16 protein-coding genes, 1 pseudogene and 1 other annotated feature are annotated in these 15815 nt (G+C 39.7%); all 17 genes and pseudogenes read right to left on the bottom strand.

The features are described from left to right. Positions 1–2: 2 nt before the first annotated feature. The 17 genes and pseudogenes from A0739_RS08105 to A0739_RS10650 all read right to left on the bottom strand — a co-directional run bounded on the left by A0739_RS08105 (position 3) and on the right by A0739_RS10650 (position 15801). Positions 3–707 carry a DUF6994 family protein gene (locus tag A0739_RS08105; protein ID WP_061587632.1) on the bottom strand — a complete coding sequence of 235 codons (705 nt, stop codon included), beginning with the start codon at positions 705–707 and terminating at the stop codon, positions 3–5. A 10-nt stretch (positions 708–717) separates the two neighbouring features. Continuing rightward, entirely contained in the window at positions 718–1416 is a 699-nt protein-coding gene (locus tag A0739_RS08100; protein WP_061587631.1) for a 3-oxoacyl-ACP reductase, read from the bottom strand. Continuing rightward, complete coding sequence (locus A0739_RS08095; RefSeq protein ID WP_000141913.1) at positions 1409–1645, bottom strand: DUF2829 domain-containing protein; 237 nt, start codon at positions 1643–1645, stop codon at positions 1409–1411. The genes A0739_RS08100 and A0739_RS08095 overlap by 8 nt, the downstream gene beginning before the upstream one ends. Before the next feature lie 69 nt (positions 1646–1714). Continuing rightward, positions 1715–2530 carry a hypothetical protein gene (locus A0739_RS08090; RefSeq protein WP_061587630.1) on the bottom strand — a complete coding sequence of 272 codons (816 nt, stop codon included), beginning with the start codon at positions 2528–2530 and terminating at the stop codon, positions 1715–1717. Positions 2531–2533: 3 nt separating this feature from the next. Next, positions 2534–2854, bottom strand: a complete 321-nt coding sequence (locus tag A0739_RS08085; RefSeq protein ID WP_000665422.1) for a PadR family transcriptional regulator — start codon at positions 2852–2854, stop codon at positions 2534–2536. Between the two features lie 141 nt (positions 2855–2995). Next, positions 2996–5248, bottom strand: coding sequence for a glucosaminidase domain-containing protein (locus tag A0739_RS08080; protein ID WP_082243841.1), 2253 nt, complete (start codon positions 5246–5248; stop codon positions 2996–2998). 110 nt (positions 5249–5358) lie between these two features. Beyond that, on the bottom strand, positions 5359–6297 hold the full coding sequence (locus A0739_RS08075; protein WP_061587629.1) for a dihydroorotate dehydrogenase: 939 nt from the start codon (positions 6295–6297) through the stop codon (positions 5359–5361). Between the two features lie 10 nt (positions 6298–6307). Then, complete coding sequence (locus A0739_RS08070; protein ID WP_061587628.1) at positions 6308–7108, bottom strand: dihydroorotate dehydrogenase electron transfer subunit; 801 nt, start codon at positions 7106–7108, stop codon at positions 6308–6310. Between the two features lie 246 nt (positions 7109–7354). Continuing rightward, positions 7355–7735, bottom strand: a complete 381-nt coding sequence (gloA, locus tag A0739_RS08065) for a lactoylglutathione lyase (RefSeq protein WP_061427150.1) — start codon at positions 7733–7735, stop codon at positions 7355–7357. A gap of 84 nt (positions 7736–7819) precedes the next feature. Then, positions 7820–10444 carry a J domain-containing protein gene (locus tag A0739_RS08060; RefSeq protein WP_061587627.1) on the bottom strand — a complete coding sequence of 875 codons (2625 nt, stop codon included), beginning with the start codon at positions 10442–10444 and terminating at the stop codon, positions 7820–7822. 13 nt (positions 10445–10457) lie between these two features. Continuing rightward, the gene (locus A0739_RS08055) at positions 10458–12122 is read right to left on the bottom strand and encodes a molecular chaperone HscC (RefSeq protein WP_061587626.1); all 1665 of its coding nucleotides are present in this window, start codon (positions 12120–12122) and stop codon (positions 10458–10460) included. Between the two features lie 174 nt (positions 12123–12296). Further along, positions 12297–12656, bottom strand: a complete 360-nt coding sequence (rplT, locus tag A0739_RS08050) for a 50S ribosomal protein L20 (protein WP_000124834.1) — start codon at positions 12654–12656, stop codon at positions 12297–12299. A gap of 51 nt (positions 12657–12707) precedes the next feature. Beyond that, entirely contained in the window at positions 12708–12908 is a 201-nt protein-coding gene (rpmI, locus tag A0739_RS08045; RefSeq protein WP_001125942.1) for a 50S ribosomal protein L35, read from the bottom strand. Positions 12909–12940: 32 nt separating this feature from the next. Continuing rightward, on the bottom strand, positions 12941–13471 hold the full coding sequence (gene infC, locus A0739_RS08040; RefSeq protein WP_000848184.1) for a translation initiation factor IF-3: 531 nt from the start codon (positions 13469–13471) through the stop codon (positions 12941–12943). Positions 13472–13486: 15 nt separating this feature from the next. Further along, positions 13487–13618: a sequence feature (ribosomal protein L20 leader region), on the bottom strand. A 157-nt stretch (positions 13619–13775) separates the two neighbouring features. Continuing rightward, entirely contained in the window at positions 13776–14960 is a 1185-nt protein-coding gene (locus tag A0739_RS08035; RefSeq protein ID WP_061427147.1) for a hypothetical protein, read from the bottom strand. After that, positions 14957–15550 carry an ATP-binding cassette domain-containing protein gene (locus tag A0739_RS08030; protein WP_061587625.1) on the bottom strand — a complete coding sequence of 198 codons (594 nt, stop codon included), beginning with the start codon at positions 15548–15550 and terminating at the stop codon, positions 14957–14959. Before A0739_RS08030 ends, A0739_RS08035 begins: the two co-directional genes overlap by 4 nt. A gap of 47 nt (positions 15551–15597) precedes the next feature. Then, positions 15598–15801: pseudogene (locus tag A0739_RS10650) on the bottom strand (hypothetical protein). Positions 15802–15815: the final 14 nt, after the last annotated feature.

Genomic DNA, 15815 nt, shown 5'->3' with positions numbered 1-15815 from the left:
TTTTATTTAAATATACCTTGACGATTTAACTTTAACATATTTTCCATGTAGAGATTTAATGTAGCTGAAATTTCTTTTCTAGAAGTAATTCTTCGTATAATCTCAGATTGTCCTGTACTGATATCTAAAACATCATAATTTTCATTTACGAATGAATGCAACTTCATTTTATCAATAAAGTATTTAAAAACTCTATTAAATTGCTTTAACCAAATCGCTGTCTCTTCACGTTGATAGGCAGGCATCATGGGAGTCTCTTGTCCACTAAAATAAGATTTCAAATCAAATAGTAAGCAATCAATTCTATCTAAATATTTAGTGTAGCGATAAGTATTAATGGTTGGTGCTTTGTGTTTGGGCCATAAAAAATGAAGGTTTACATTAGAACGAACAAGCTCATAATCTTTTCTCCACTTTTCATAATCATTTTCGTGAAACTTAACAATTTGTTTTCTACCACAAATAATATCAGCTGCAAGTCGAATCTTTTGTCTTTCAATCTCATCAATCAAATGATCTTTTCTAGCAGGGAATTCAAATTTATTACTTAATTCATGGTATAAAGTTCTGTCACTCGCATCTGGATCTTCACATACATGATCAAATAAATAGGGGATATAGTTTGGATTGTTCTTCTTCAAAAATTGATAAAAATCACTCTGATAAAAAGCATCGCATCGTTTTAAGTTTTCTTTGATGATTTCCATTCAACTCCTCCTACTTCAAAGACCAGCCACCATCTATTGTCAATATTTGTCCTTGCATGGCGCTTGCTTTTCCACTTGCTAAGAAAAGGCTAAGAGCTGCTACTTCCTCTGGCTCAATCCAGCGTTTGATTGGCGTTTCACTAGCTACCCAGTCTGCTAAGCCTCCGGGTTCAAAGTCCGCAGCTGTCATAGCTGTCTTGACCGCACCTGGAGCGATCCCAAAGACCTGAATTCCAGCTTCCGCATAGTCTAGAACCAACTGCTTGGTAAAGCCAGCCAAGGCGTGCTTAGAGGAAGTATAGGCATGACCACCACCACCTGCTAGGCTCGAAGCGATGGAGCACATATTGATAATGATTCCTTTTTTATTCTCCAGCATTTGCGTCAAGTAATGTCGTGTCATCTCAACTGGAGTCACATAGTTAATTTCAAAAATCTCTTGAATTTCCTGGGCTGATTGTTCCAAAAGTGGTTTGTAATCATCCAAAACTCCGGCAGTATTGCACAAAACATCCACCTGAGAACACCAGTCAAAAATTGGCTCCAAGTCCAAGGTCAAATCTCTCTGTAAAAAGTGGAAATCACCATCTAAAACTGGATTTTCTCCCTGATCTACACCATAAACTTGATAACCCTTCTCTAAAAAGAGGCGAGCTTGAGCTAGACCGATCCCTGAACTCACTCCCGTAATCAATACTCGTCTAGTCATGCACTTCTACCCAGTCCGTCGCCAAAACATCGCAAGGTGTCGGACTCCACATGGAAAATCCTTCCCCTTCTCCAGAAACGTTGATGAGGAAATAAGGCGTCACTTCGAGTGCAACCCCGTTTTGCTCGATGGTGTCAAAAAGCTGCACATAGTTTTCAGCCCCTCCCCAACCAGTTCGTACATATTTTTTCTTAGCCTTTAATCCAGGCAAAATTTCTTCAAAAGTCATGTTGTTCTCCTTTAATGCTACATTCTTAGTTTAATTATAACAAAAAACCGTTTTCCAACGGCTTTTTGACTATATTTCACTCCATTTTATCTTCTTAAACCCACGGAACAAGACAAAGATTCCAATAAAGAGGACAGCTAAAGGAATTACTTTTGTAAGGAAAACATTTGAAATTCCCATCCATTCATAGTAACGGAGCAGAGAACCTACAACAAGATGGGCAACAATCATACTGACAAAGGGACGAAAAATCACTTCTTTCCAATTCCAAATACTGATGACCAGCGAAATCGTAAAGACAAACAAACTATCCCAGGGAGCAGGTAGATAAAAGACTCCTTCTTGTATGAAACTTGACATTCCTATATATCCTAAAATGACTAGCAGAACAATACTTCCAACGACAATATAAGTGCCAATTTTCATTTTAGGAGAATCTTGGACTAAACTCCATCGTAGGATTGTAGCCACAATCCCAAATCCGACTAGAAAAAGAAGAAGTTGCCCTAAAAAGGTAAGCAAATTGACTGTTAAGAGAGGGCCTTTAGAAAAATCACCTAATAGTTGATAGTAACGTAATACCGCTAGGACAAGGATTGGCGTCAAAAGGAACTCTTTGATAGAATTGCGTGGTGCTTCCTTGAGTATTTCTTTCATTATTTTTTTAGGATTCTTCCCTAGATAATCCTCTGCACTCATGCCGTCTCGTTCTGCTTCTGAGAAATCGAGCATTATCAAATAGATCTGCTCTCTGAGATAATCCTCATCATAGAGAAATCCAGCAAGATTAAAACTATCCCACAGCTTCTCAAAATACTGCTGATTCTCATCAGAAAACTCATGCAACAACGTGTTTGTTTCTTCGTAATACTTCATTTTTTTCATGGTTTAACCCCCATTCTTAATCCCTTCTACTTTTTGACTCAAATCATCCCATTGTTGCCAAAAGACTGAGACACGCTCTTCACCTTCTTTAGTTAACGAAAAATACTTCCGATCTGGACCATCTGGCGACGGTCGCATGTCACCTCTTATCCATTGGTTTTTTTCTAACTTTTGTAACAGCGGATAAATAGTTCCTGGAACAATGGTGTCAAATCCAGCCTCTCGCAAAGTTTGAACCAACTCATAGCCATATCGCTCTTTTTGACCTATCATATCCAAGACACAACCTTCAAGAACACCTTTTAATAGTTGAGTTTCCTTCATTCCTTCCCCCTTCTATCTATTTTGTAATACATACTAGTAACTTCATCTATAATATACCACTTTCACACTAGTTTGTAAAGCATAATAGTTAAAGAAAAAAAACGATAACCACTTTTCAGTAGTTACCGTTGATTTTTTTGATTAGTCTTTCCCACCAAGTCTACTATTGATGGTCATCATGATGCTGGCTATTTTCTCACCCCAGTAAGGATCGGAAGCATAGCGAACATTCATTCCGGTTGCTTTGTTTCCAAGGTGATCTCTGCCGTAGTCAATGTAATTCTCACGGATCCACTTGGCCGCTCCGAGAATTCCTTTGTCCACATTATCAAAGCTCTTGGCTGAGAGATATGGGCTAGTATCATAAGCAGCAATACCAAAGAAGTTGTTCTTATCTCTGGCAATTTGACTACGTCCCCAAGCACTTTCAAGGGCACTATGGGCCATCAAATAAAGGGCATTGACACCGTAGCGTTCTTCAGCTTCTTTGAAAGTCGCTCCTTTACCTGCTAGAGGACTATCCTGCAAGTTCATCATCGAATACAGTTTATCCAATTCAGCTGCACTATAATTACTTGGTTCTCTTAAGTTTTTATAGAGGAAAGGATTTTTAATGGTAAAGCCATCAAAGTGCTCTCCATCAGTTGAGTAGTACTTCTTACCAATAACCATAGCAGATGTGTGTGGAGCTACTTTGATACTCGTATAAGGAGAGAGTTCATGGTAGAGGAATTTCCCATCACTAGTATAATGAGGGATAAACTCGCTTCCTTCATCTACTGCTGTCAAATCACTTTGATTCATATAGCCAGACAAGCCAGAAATCGAAACTGCAAGTCGGCCACCTTTTCGAGTCGAACTATCCAGTGAAACAATGCTTCCTTGGTTAATGTAACTCAAGATTTCTCCAGATGCACTATAGACATAGGCTGTGATTGGTTTAACTTTGTAATATTTGGTTTTATCCGCAACATGCCATCTACCAGAAGCATCCAAGGTATGACCATCCACAGTTTCATTTTTTGCCATATAACCGCCGGATTTAAGGTAATACCATGATTGGTCGGAAGAATCGTAGATTAATTCTTTCTCAGCCATCTTTCCATTTGACTTGAGGTAGAACCAATTGTTCTTGTACCATACCCACTCATTTGAGGCCATGTAGCCACCTGATTTGAGATAATAGTAGCCATTATCCCAGACCCATTCTTTGTTGGTGTAATTTCCATCAGCCTTGATGTAGAACCAAGAGTTATATTTCTTATCAAAGAGCCAGCCCTTTCCAGCTTTTGCTCCACTGCTGGTCACATAACTGCGATCAATCCAAGTTTCTGTAGAAAGGTAGCCTCCTGATTTGAAATGGTAATCCTTGCCTTTAATGGTTTTCCAACCTTTTTCAGCATAGGTTCCGTCCTCTTTCAGGTAGAACCAAGACTGGTAATTTTTATCAAAGAGCCACTCTGATTTTAGCTTGGCACCACTCTTAGCAACGTAGAAACGCTCAATCCAACTTTCTGTAGAAAGATAGCCACCTGATTTGAAATGGTAATCTTTTCCATCAATTGTTTGCCAGCCTTTTTCTACATAGTCGCCTTCGGCATTGAGATAGAACCATGATTCGTAGTTTTTATCGAAAATCCAGCTTGTTTTTGCCTTATGGCCACTTGAAGTTACATAAGATTTTCCAAGCCAGGTATTTGTAGCCAGATAACCACCCCGTTTGAAGTAATAATCTTTCCCTTCAACTGTTTGCCAACCGTTTTCTGCGTAGTTGCCATCCGCTTTCAGATAGAACCAACTGCTATAGTTGGCATCATAGATCCAGGACTGTTTGACCTTATTCCCTTTATCAGATAGGTAGTGAGAGCCATGCCAGGTATTTTTTAAGATTTTCCCTTGAGAATTGACATAGTACTGGTCTTCACCTTGAGTGATCCATTCATCTTTGGCCATCTTGCCATCTTCTTTAAGGTAATATTTTTCCTGTCCTTGACTAATCCACTCGTTTTTGGCTTTCTGACCATCAGACTTGAGGTAAAGCCAGCTCTGTCCTTCTTGGTCAAAAAGCCACTGGTCCTTAGCCTTGACACCATTAGCATTGACATAATATTGGTTGACCCAAGTATTTGTAGCCAAGATTCCATTAGCATCAAAATAGTAATCCTTACCAGCAACAGTCAACCAACCGTTTTCTGCACGTTGACCATCTTCTTTAAGATAAAACCACTTCTGATGCGTTTGGTCAAAAAGCCATTGCTTGGTTGCTGGTTTCCCATCTGCTTTGAGGTAGGTCTTTCCTTGCCACGTTCCCTCTTCTGCTTTTGCTGTCTCCACTACAGTAAAAAAACACCCCAATAAGCCAGCACTTACTAGGGCCACTTTCCATCGTTTCATTTAAATGCTCCAATAACGTTTTCTAATCCCTATTGTAACATAGTTAACCGACGGAAATATTACAAATTGATGAAGATTCTATTTCTTGTTGACGATAAGGAAGACCTAGCTTATCTCAGACTGGCTTTGACTTCCTTACGGAGATCTTCCAAACTGCTAATGCCATATTTGTCCATGACTTTTGGCAGATTTTCGATGATGTCAGGACAGGCGTAAGGATTGGTAAAGTTGGCTGTTCCAACCCCAATGGCAGAGGCACCAGCCAGATACATTTCTAGCGCTGCTTCAGCAGAATCCACTCCCCCCATTCCAATAATAGGCAGGTCTGTTGTTTGAGCTACTTGTCGGATGAGTTTGAGGGCTACTGGAAAAACTGCTGGACCTGACATTCCACCTGTACCATTGGCTAGGATTGATTTTCTAGTTTTGAGGTCAAAGCGCATACCGACAAGGGTATTGATCATGGTTAAGCCACTTGCTCCTGCATCTTCTGCGGCTTTAGCAATAGTGACAACATCCGTTACACTAGGGGTTAACTTAACATAAACTGGTACATCAGAGGCTTCCACAGCTGCTTTTACCACTTCATAAGCCAGATCCGGATCTTGCCCAATCAAAAGTCCATGATTGCCGTGATCCACATTCGGACAAGAGATATTGAGCTCAATCGCTTTTACATTGGCTGCCTTGGAAATTCCACGAGAAACAGCAGCGTACTCTTGTTTTGAAAAGCCTGCAACATTGGCGATGATAGGAAGCGTAGGATACTCTCTTTCCAGCCAAGGCAACTTTTCAGCTAAAACAGCTTCTAAACCCGGATTTTGCAAACCGATTGCATTGAGCATACCTGCAGGCGTTTCTGCCACCCTGGGAGTAGGATTCCCAAAACGGGGTTCAAGTGTCGTCGCCTTGATCATAATGGAGCCTAAAAGGTCCAAATCATAGTATTTGGCATACTCTTGGCCGAAACCAAAACAGCCTGATGCTGGAATGATGGGATTTTTCAAATCCAAGCCCGGTAGTGAAACTTGTAAGCGATTTGTAGTCATGACTTTCTCCTTATAATACAACTGTTCCTGTACGGAAAACAGGGCCATCTTCACAGACGCGTTGACTAATTGTCTCACTATCTGGCACTTTTAGGACACAGGCATAGCAAGCCCCCATCCCACAAGCCATACGAGATTCTAGAGATAGATAGGCTCTTGGGTGATTATAAAATTTTTGATTGATGTACTTCATCATTCCAGGCGCTCCACATGAGTAAACAGCATCAAATTGACTGTCTAAGTCATTAATGACGACTGACACATTTCCCTTGATACCATATGAACCATCATCTGTCGTTACAAAAACCTGACCATATTGGGCCAATTCTGTTTCGAGAATAACAGCATCCTTGTTGGCAAAACCAAGGACTGTCACTACTGTCACCCCACGCGCATGCAATTCCTTGGCTACTTCGAGCAAGGGCGGAACACCAATCCCACCACCAACGAGGAGGACTTGACTCTGGTCGTCTAGGTCAGACAAGTCAAAACCATTTCCCTGAGGTCCCATCACATCAAGAGTATCTCCCTGACTTAAGGTTGAAAAAATAGCGGTCCCAGCCCCCTCAATCCGATAAATGAGGTGACACTGCTTCTTGACCTTGTCAATAGACGAAATTGAAATAGGACGGCGCAAGAGATGGGCATCATCAGGCACGCGCAGATGGAGAAATTGGCCTGCTCGCATGGCTTCAACCATTTCTCCTTCTAGGACTAATTCAAAGATTGCTGGCGCAATTTCCTCCTGAGCGACCACCTTCATGGTTTCCAAACGAATGGCACCCAAACGCTTCTTACATGTGGGATTCATGACTTTTCCTCCTTAAATTTAAGGGGACCAGATAAAGAAAAGACCTTGCTATTGCAAGGTCTCAGTCGAGATAGGATAGAACTCATGCGCACACCTAAAAAGTCTCCGCAGAGAGTTCCCTATCCCTTTTATCTGACACCTTGTGAGTCTCTCTGGACTCCCCTTAAAGGTTAAATTTGTATTAGTATACTCTTTCAAAGTAAAAAAGTCAAGTAGAAAACGAACATTCTACTTGACTGTACTGGATTATTTTTCACGAATGACTTCGACCTTGTAGCCATCCGGATCCTTGACAAAGTAATAGTTTGGTGGGTTACCTGGTAGGCCTTTGGGCTCTGTAACCTCATAGCCTTTAGCGCTATGTTCTTGATGGAGTGCCTCAAGGTCAGGTGTACTGAGGGCAATATGGGCAAAGCCGTCTCCTACAACATAAGGGCCGTGGTCATAGTTATAGGTCAACTCCAACTCATAGTCATCCCCCTCAAGTCCTAGATAGACAATGGTGAAAGCATGATCTGGAAAATCTCTGCGACGCAATTCTTTAAATCCAAAAGCATCTTGATAAAAAGCGATTGATTTTTCAAGGTTTTCTACTCGCAAGCAAGTGTGTAGCATTTTTGAAGCCATTTTCATTACCTCTTTCATTTTAATAGTTCTATTATACCCTTAATGGACAAAATTTACTAGAAACTTGAACTAGAGTCTTCTTCTCTACGCTTTCATTCTAAGCAGCACTTTTAGATTTTCCTTGCGTATATTGCGAATAAGGAAAAGCATGATCAGGATAAAAAGCCCCTCGAGGAAGTAGAACGTAAATTCGCTGTTCATGAGTAGTAAGTCTTTGTAATGATAGTTATTACCGAAAACTGAATTTGGTGCAAATAGGATTCGGAACAGTCTTCTTAGGAAAATAAAGATCTGCAATCCATAAATCATAAAGACCTTCTTCACACCAATCATGAAGCCTTGTTCCTTTGTAAAATAAGACAAGACGATTCCATTTAACAAGAGGATAACCGTTATGGCCAGAGTCTCATTTCTTAGGATATTTGGGTTAAAGATCTCTAAACGACTGTGAACGAAAGGCAATAATTGAAAGACTAGGATACCCAAGATTGCTGGAAGGAGAATTTTTTTCAATGATGGTGGAAACCCGGGACTAAATCGTGTAAATGACAAGCAAATCACAAGGATTGCAAAAATATGGAAGTACATCATTGCAACTCCGGAAATGATCTGGCTTCGATTTACCAAAGCGGATAAGAAGCCAGCAGAAAGAAAGATACCGATAGGAATCAGCTTATCCAAAGAATAATCCCACTTCAGCCCTTGACTCACCTGGAAGCCATCGATAAGACAGAAAAATGTAATGAACATAAGGGCACCAATGAGACCAAACGGTAAGAATGGAAGGACGAGGAGCAATAACAAGATGAATAGGAACCATGGATGGGGACTATGGTAGAATTTTCGTTTTGAACCCCTAGCTGTCACTCCTTCCTCAATCGGTGTTTGCCTTAATTTTAGCATATAGACGTAAAAGAGAGAAAACATACCAGCATGAACCCATAAATTATCAATAGGTTGCTCTAGAACACTGAGTATTAAACTCACTATCGTAAAGAGGCTAAAGAAAAACTGAAGAAACTTATTTTTAAGGACCTGTCTTTTTTTCCAATTCAAATAAGATAACTTGACCTTTGGATGACAAAGTTCATAGGCATAGGCTGTCATCTCTTCTAGTTTCTGGTCTGTCTCTTCCGTCATCATTTGGCTAGCCATTTTAGAGGTCGGAAAAGGAGTTAAAACATATCTCAAGAGCTCCCCGTCTGTAAACCGATGGTACTCCTTATAGATCTGTTGAAGCAAAACCGTTAGAATGCGTGGTCTTCCTTTAAAGTAGCTTTTCCACTTCTCCCAATCATTGATATCTTCATCACTCTTGGTGAGCTTATCAATATAGAGATAACCTTCATTGTACCAGTAGTCAAAATTTTCTTTTTTATCTAGTGCGTACTCCTCTACCACTGAAGGATAAGACTGGACACTCTTCCAGAAATGAAGCTTTTTCAAATATGGATTTGCTTCCTCATCACTGTAACGCTCTACAAATTGAAGAACGAGAGCTAACACTTTCGCATTGGTTAAAGGATAGACGTCCGCTTTTTCTAACAAATAAAGTAGGAGAGTGTGATCTTTGACTGTTTCAAAAAGATATTGCCAATCACGTAAAAGTTTGTATTCGTCTTGATAGCGAGCATGGAGCAGTTCATAAAAGGCTGCCTCAACTTCATCTGGATTATCTAGAGCGTAGTGACTAAAGTCAACATTTTCCCCAGATTCTTCTTTTAGCTGCTCTAAGTAATGAGCCAAGTCATCCAAGAGTGAATAATCCTCTTCAAATATGACTTGTCGGTTCTTTTCAAGGATATAGGTTAAAACAGGAACGCTCTTGATTATTTGACGATTCTGATTTACTTGATCTAAGACCATAAAGGCCAAATAGGGGTGCTTGAAAAACTCTATCCAAGAACTTAATTGATTTGCTTTGTTAGAATCTTGAAGAATTTCTTGGCAAAGTTGATAGGAATAAGAGAATTGTTCAGTGGCTTCTTGTGCGCTTTCAAGTGAACTTCCTTCCTCTTCTGCTATATCTCTTTTAACTTGCCAGTACTTGAGTTTATAGTAATATCCCCAGTATCGAAAGTCAGGTACATAGTCTTCCAGCAAAGGAATGACGATAGAAAATTGCTCCGATTTGTTGAAAATATAAACATCCATTTCCTCTAAAACGGATTGAACAATATCCATATCATACTGATACTGATGAAAGAACTGACGCCATAGATGTTCTTGTTCCTCTAGGTTATAGTCATCATTCCCAACAATACTTTCAATCGCATTTCGAATTAAATAGACTGCTTCATTATAACTACTAAAGTCAAGGGTAGACTTTGGCTCATCTTCTTCTGCTTTAAAAGTTTCAAAGTTAAAGGAATCGCTAGTTTTATCAGTTGATTGTTGATAGTCACTGAAATTAAGACTAGATGTTTCAGACTCTTCGTTCTCAATTTTCGTTTCTTCAGTCAAGTTTTCAAAGTTGAGACTAGAGTTAAGCTTTCCATTTGCCTCTTCTTCAAGTTCAGTAGCTTTTTGAGAGTCACTCGTTTTTCTAGACCTCGCATAAGTCAAGGCTTTTTGGTAAGCTTCAACAATTTCTTGGTAAATTTCTGGTTGGTCTTCTGGGTGATAGAGCCGGACCAGTTCAGCATAACGTCTTCTAATAAGCTTGACGTCAGTTGTTGGCTCTATCCCTAAAGTTTCCCATATATTCATATCGTCTCCTTTTCTACAGTCCTCGCTCTAAGAACTCTAGGTAGTTTGAAAATGATTGATAGAGTTTAGGTAAGTGGTACATAGAAGCTTGGTTCACTTCTTCTTCAAATTGTCTAGTTGATGCCATCAATTCTTCCCTTCTTCTTCCTAAAAGCATACTGTAAAGACGATTTGCTTTCTCCATCAAGAATCGGTAAACCTCTGTTTCTTGAGCATTGATCTTATAGCGAGACAATTCTGCTTGCTTAACCTTGATTTCCTTTTCTGTCAGGGTAATGCTATCTTGGAGAATAACATGACTAAAGACTTCCTGTGTTGAATCAATTTTCACTTCGACATCCAAAATTCCATTTAAATCATAGGTAAAACGAACTGTTAAACTTTCTTTTTCGCGAGTATTCACAGGTACGGGAACTTCTAATTCACCTAAGAAGAGGTTTTGTGAAGCCTTCATCATCTCACCTTGATAGACCTTTATCTTGACTTGGCTCTGTCCCAATTCAGCAGTATAATACTGCTCAATGCGTGAAGCAGGTAGGGTGGAATTTCGCTCGATAATCGGCGAAAAACGGTCTCCAACTATCTCAATCCCTAGTGTAAAAGGACAAATATCAGACAGCAGCAAATCACGTATCTCACCCTTCCGTTCTTTTATTCCTGCTAAAAGGGCACAACCTCTCGCAATCATCCGATCAGGATCATCAGCAACCTGAACCATTTGATTGATACAGTAGGATAAAAAGTCCTGAACCAGGCGGAGTTTCGAAGTCCCCCCAACAAGAACAAAGTTATCTGATGATACATAGCTATAGCGTGCATCCATCAAGGCACGGTCCAAAACAGCCTTAACACGCGCCAGCAGCGGTTGACAAAGCTCATAAAAGCGCTGGTAGCTCAAGTCTAAAAAGTATTCCTGATCTTGGTCCATCACTGTCATCTTCACTTCTTCTTTATTATTGAGTTCTAGCTTTGTTTTTTCAGCCTGTACTAGAATTTTGCTGTAAAATTCGCGGGAAATCGTATCCTTGGTTAATTGATTAGAAACTAAAAATTCCTCAGCAATAGCTGCAGTAAAGTCTTCTCCTCCCAAACGATTGTCCCCTGCAATCGACACGATTTCGACAATGTTATCAAAAAGCTCTACAACTGAAATGTCAAGAGTACCACCGCCAAAATCGACTACAATAAAAGATTGATCTTCTTGGTTTACCATAGACCTTTTAGCAAGAGCTGCTGCGGAGGGTTCATTGATAATCCGATCAATCTGAACTCCAGCAAATTTCCCTGCTAGTTTGGTCGCATAGCGTTGAGCATCATTGAAATAGGCTGGAACACTAACAATCACTTCCTCGACCTTTTCTCCAAGATAGGTCTCTGCATCGTCTACCAACTTTCGAATGATAAAAGAGCTTAATTCTTCAGCCTTATATGCTCGATTTCCTAGCGTCAACTCATGTTTGGTCCCCATAAAACGCTTGAACTGAGAAACTGTCTTATCTGGGTGGGTCACCAAGCGTTCCTTGGCAATTTTTCCAACTATAATCTCATCATTGTCATCCAAAGCCACAACAGAAGGCGTCAAATATTCACCAAAAGCATTGGGAATCAGCTTAACCTGACCATCTTGATAAACCCCTACCAAAGAATTTGTCGTTCCTAAATCAATACCTACTATCATCTTCTTCTAACTCCAAATCTTTTTAGTTATTCCTATTATACAAGAAACATCCTATTTTCTTTGAAAAAATCTGTGATTTACTCTCTAAAATAGAAAATCATTTAAGAAAAACAAAAAAGTTTCACCTTACTCCTGCGGTAAAAACCACAAGAGTAAGAATGAAACAGTTTGTCATTATTTACCAAGTTTTGCTTTAGCTGCATCTGCAAGAGCTGTGAAAGCTGCTGCATCGTTAACAGCCAAGTCAGCAAGCATTTTACGGTTAACTTCGATTTCAGCCAATTTCAACCCATGCATCAATTGTGAGTATGAAAGTCCGTTCATACGAGCTGCCGCGTTGATACGAGTGATCCACAATTTGCGGAAGTCACGTTTTTTCTGACGACGGTCACGGTATGCATAGTAGTAAGAGTTCATTACTTGTTCTTTTGCAGTACGGAACAAGATGTGTTTAGCTCCATAGTAACCTTTTGCTAATTTAAGAATACGTTTACGACGTTTGCGTGATACAACGCCACCTTTAACACGTGCCATGTTTTATTTCCTCCAAATATTTCCTAGAATTGTTTGCTTACTGTTAGGCTATTATTTCAAGCGAGTAAGCATTGCTTTGATACGTTTGAAATCTCCTGAATGCACCATAGATGCTTTACGAAGATGACGACGTTGTTTCTTAGTTTTTCCGTGGAAACGGTGAGAAGTGTAAGCACGGAAACGTTTAAGTCCACCAGAACCTGTACGTTTGAAACGTTTAGCTGATGCGCGGTGTGTTTTTTGTTTTGGCATGATTTTTTCTCCTTTATTTAACTTTCTGACAATTATTTTTTGTCAGTTGCTGGCGCCAACTGCATGAACATTTGGCGTCCATCCATCTTAGCTCGTTGTTCGATGATTGCAATATCTTGTGTTGCTTCAGCAAACTCGGCTAAAACTTTTGCACCAATCTCTTTATGGGTGATCATACGCCCTTTAAAGCGAATGGATACCTTAACTTTGTTCCCTTTTTCAAGGAACTTGCGTGCATTGCGAAGTTTTGTGTCAAAGTCACCCTTGTCAATAGTTGGACTCAGACGAACTTCTTTCACAGTAACAACACTTTGTTTTTTACGTTGTTCTTTTTGCTTTTTCTGGTACTCAAATTTGAACTTACCGTAGTCCATAATTTTAGCAACAGGCGGTTTTGCTTGGGGTTGAATCAATACTAAGTCAACATTTGCACTATCAGCCAATGCTTGCGCTTCGCTGAGTGGTTTGATTCCTAGCTGTTCTCCCTCAAGACCGATCAAGCGAACTTCACGTACACGAATTTCATCATTGATGAATAAGTCTTGCTTTGCTATGGTTTTCACCTCTTTTTTATTATTAGAGAAAAACAAGAGCGGGCCCGTAATGATACAAGCCCGCACGTTATGATAGCGTTTCTTAGAAACTTTTCATCCGTAGGGCCAGGCAACTTGATGTCACAAGGCGAGAAGCTCTCACTTCTGCTTTTCTCAACTTTTATATGATACCAAGTTTTCTATTCCTTGTCAAGATAAAAAGTTATTTTTTCAAAAAACTTTCTGTTTTCTTCTTGATGTCCGCATCAAAAAGAGAGAACCATTCCGGTTCCCTCTCTGTGTTAGTTTTTTCCTCACCTTCCCTATAGGAACGCTAAGACCTATTAAAAACTTCCTTTTTACGTGAACTTCCCCATCTTTCGATAAATAGAATCCCCACTAACAAAAGAATTATCGTGCAAGGCAGTAAGACTACCCCCATGTCCCAATTTAGATTGACATTATCAATCTGCTTAGGTAATCTTCCAGACAAAATCTCCACTGAACGCAGGTAAGTAAAGGGAATCAGATGGGCAATACTCTGAAGAGGCTGAATCGTTTGGATACCAAACAATAAGCCAACAATCCCAATGAGGGAAAGAAATAGGACAGGCATTTTTTGCTTGAAAAAGTAAGCAATCAAGTAGACGACTTCCACAATGACGATAAAGGCTAAGAAAGCTAATAGCAAGCTAGGAAATAACACATCTTGTATTTTTCCAATAGTTACCTCTTGATTGGTTAAGCTATAAATAGGGTAGGGATAATCTAACTGTCCAAAACCACTTATCAGACTTCCCACTAGCAAAGAAAATCCACAGATTCCAATAAACAGCACGGTTACATAGCTCACCCCAACTCCAAGAGAGGACATGGCAAATGTCACTTTTGAAAAAGGATATAACTGAGCTGTATCGAGATTATTTTGATATCTTTCTGCGAACAGTTGTGTTAGCATAAAAATAATAGCAATCACAAACAAGGTTGGGATGATAGCCTCTAAAATCCAGACAATCTGATCAATCCCGTGGGTCGGAAACTCCAAAGTATGTGCTTTTATGTTCAAGGGATACAGGGCTTGGTAAATCTTTCGTTGGCGGTCAACTGCCATTTTTAATTCAGAGTCAGAAGTCGGTTGATTTGACATAACTTCATAATTCTTCTCTTCATCTTGCCACTGCAAATAATAGGCTTCTTTCCATCGTCCTTCTTTTAACAAAGTCAGAATTTCTTTCTTTTGCGTTAAAAGATTTTTTTGCAATTCTAAATTACTTTTAACACTCTGGTATTCCTCCGAGCTGGTGTCAGACATTTGGGAAAGCTTCACTTCATTTTCATTGATGATTCTCTCATCTTTTACAAGACGGGTTTCCAACTCGCTCTCCAAGCTGTGTGAGTTTGCAGTCTGACTATTTAAATAAAAGGTAACACCGAGTGCAGATGCAAATAAAAGTAAGATAATCCAGTTTAAGCGACTTTTGAAAACTTTTTTTAACAAAAATAGGCTAATATCTTTCATAACGGAACCTCTTCTATCTGCCCCTGACGAATGGTTACGATGCTATCGCAAATCTCCATTAACTCCTCTTTGTAGTGGGAACTCAAAAGAACCAGCTGTTCTTTTCTATCGATTTGTGCCAGCCTATCAAAAAACTTCTGTCGATAATACTCATCTAAGCCATTTGTTATCTCATCCATGAGCCAGCATTTCGCCTGACTGAGGAAATACATAGCAATCACCAAGCGTTGCTTCATCCCTAAGGAATACTTGCGGATGGGAAGGTTGATATAGTCAGACATTTCCCAATAGGCGATTTCGTCCCCCAAGTTTAGGTCTGACTTCCAGATATTTTTTATGAGACGAAGGTAGTCCATCCCACTTAAGTTTCCATCCAGCCATTCAACGCTCTCATAATAAAACAAAGAAGGAGGGGCTGTGATATATCCACTACTAAGGGGAAGCAGCTTGCTCATAGCTCGGAACAGTGTCGTCTTTCCCGAGCCATTGATAGCAAGAACGCCATAAATCCTGCCCTTTTCAAATGTGAAATCAACATCTTGCAAGATGACTTGTCGCGTTTTTAAGGTAACATGAGTAAGAGTTATCATATACAGCCCTCCTTTTTCTCACTATTTAACGATTAATAGTTTCCTGTCTAGTAGTTAATGACCTCATAACGATTGTAATTCCATCCAGAACCAACTTTATACTCAGAATAGCTGTAATAACGAGACCATGACAGAATGTTAATATAGATTTATCTGTGGTAATTCATACTATACTTCCAAACAATATTCCAATTATACCGATAAGTTTTAAGAACGCTCTCAGCTGATACACTGGACTGAAAAAGACCAATAGATAATAAAGCGA

Source organism: Streptococcus oralis (assembly GCF_001588645.1).
GTDB lineage: Bacteria > Bacillota > Bacilli > Lactobacillales > Streptococcaceae > Streptococcus > Streptococcus oralis_AB.
This window is presented reverse-complemented; position numbering and strand designations above follow the sequence as displayed.

Excerpts from the sequence above, each read along its gene's own strand:
- A0739_RS08100 (WP_061587631.1), bottom strand. The coding sequence starts at position 1,416 with ATGACTAGACGAGTATTGATTACGGGAGTGAGTTCAGGGATCGGTCTA.
- A0739_RS08075 (WP_061587629.1), bottom strand. The coding sequence starts at position 6,297 with ATGACTACAAATCGCTTACAAGTTTCACTACCGGGCTTGGATTTGAAA.
- A0739_RS08090 (WP_061587630.1), bottom strand. The coding sequence starts at position 2,530 with ATGAAAAAAATGAAGTATTACGAAGAAACAAACACGTTGTTGCATGAG.
- rplT (WP_000124834.1), bottom strand. The coding sequence starts at position 12,656 with ATGGCACGTGTTAAAGGTGGCGTTGTATCACGCAAACGTCGTAAACGT.
- A0739_RS08085 (WP_000665422.1), bottom strand. The coding sequence starts at position 2,854 with ATGAAGGAAACTCAACTATTAAAAGGTGTTCTTGAAGGTTGTGTCTTG.
- A0739_RS08060 (WP_061587627.1), bottom strand. The coding sequence starts at position 10,444 with ATGAATATATGGGAAACTTTAGGGATAGAGCCAACAACTGACGTCAAG.
- A0739_RS08035 (WP_061427147.1), bottom strand. The coding sequence starts at position 14,960 with ATGAAAGATATTAGCCTATTTTTGTTAAAAAAAGTTTTCAAAAGTCGC.
- A0739_RS08105 (WP_061587632.1), bottom strand. The coding sequence starts at position 707 with ATGGAAATCATCAAAGAAAACTTAAAACGATGCGATGCTTTTTATCAG.
- A0739_RS08055 (WP_061587626.1), bottom strand. The coding sequence starts at position 12,122 with ATGATAGTAGGTATTGATTTAGGAACGACAAATTCTTTGGTAGGGGTT.
- A0739_RS08030 (WP_061587625.1), bottom strand. The coding sequence starts at position 15,550 with ATGATAACTCTTACTCATGTTACCTTAAAAACGCGACAAGTCATCTTG.
- rpmI (WP_001125942.1), bottom strand. The coding sequence starts at position 12,908 with ATGCCAAAACAAAAAACACACCGCGCATCAGCTAAACGTTTCAAACGT.
- gloA (WP_061427150.1), bottom strand. The coding sequence starts at position 7,735 with ATGGCTTCAAAAATGCTACACACTTGCTTGCGAGTAGAAAACCTTGAA.
- A0739_RS08070 (WP_061587628.1), bottom strand. The coding sequence starts at position 7,108 with ATGAATCCCACATGTAAGAAGCGTTTGGGTGCCATTCGTTTGGAAACC.
- A0739_RS08080 (WP_082243841.1), bottom strand. The coding sequence starts at position 5,248 with ATGAAACGATGGAAAGTGGCCCTAGTAAGTGCTGGCTTATTGGGGTGT.
- A0739_RS08095 (WP_000141913.1), bottom strand. The coding sequence starts at position 1,645 with ATGACTTTTGAAGAAATTTTGCCTGGATTAAAGGCTAAGAAAAAATAT.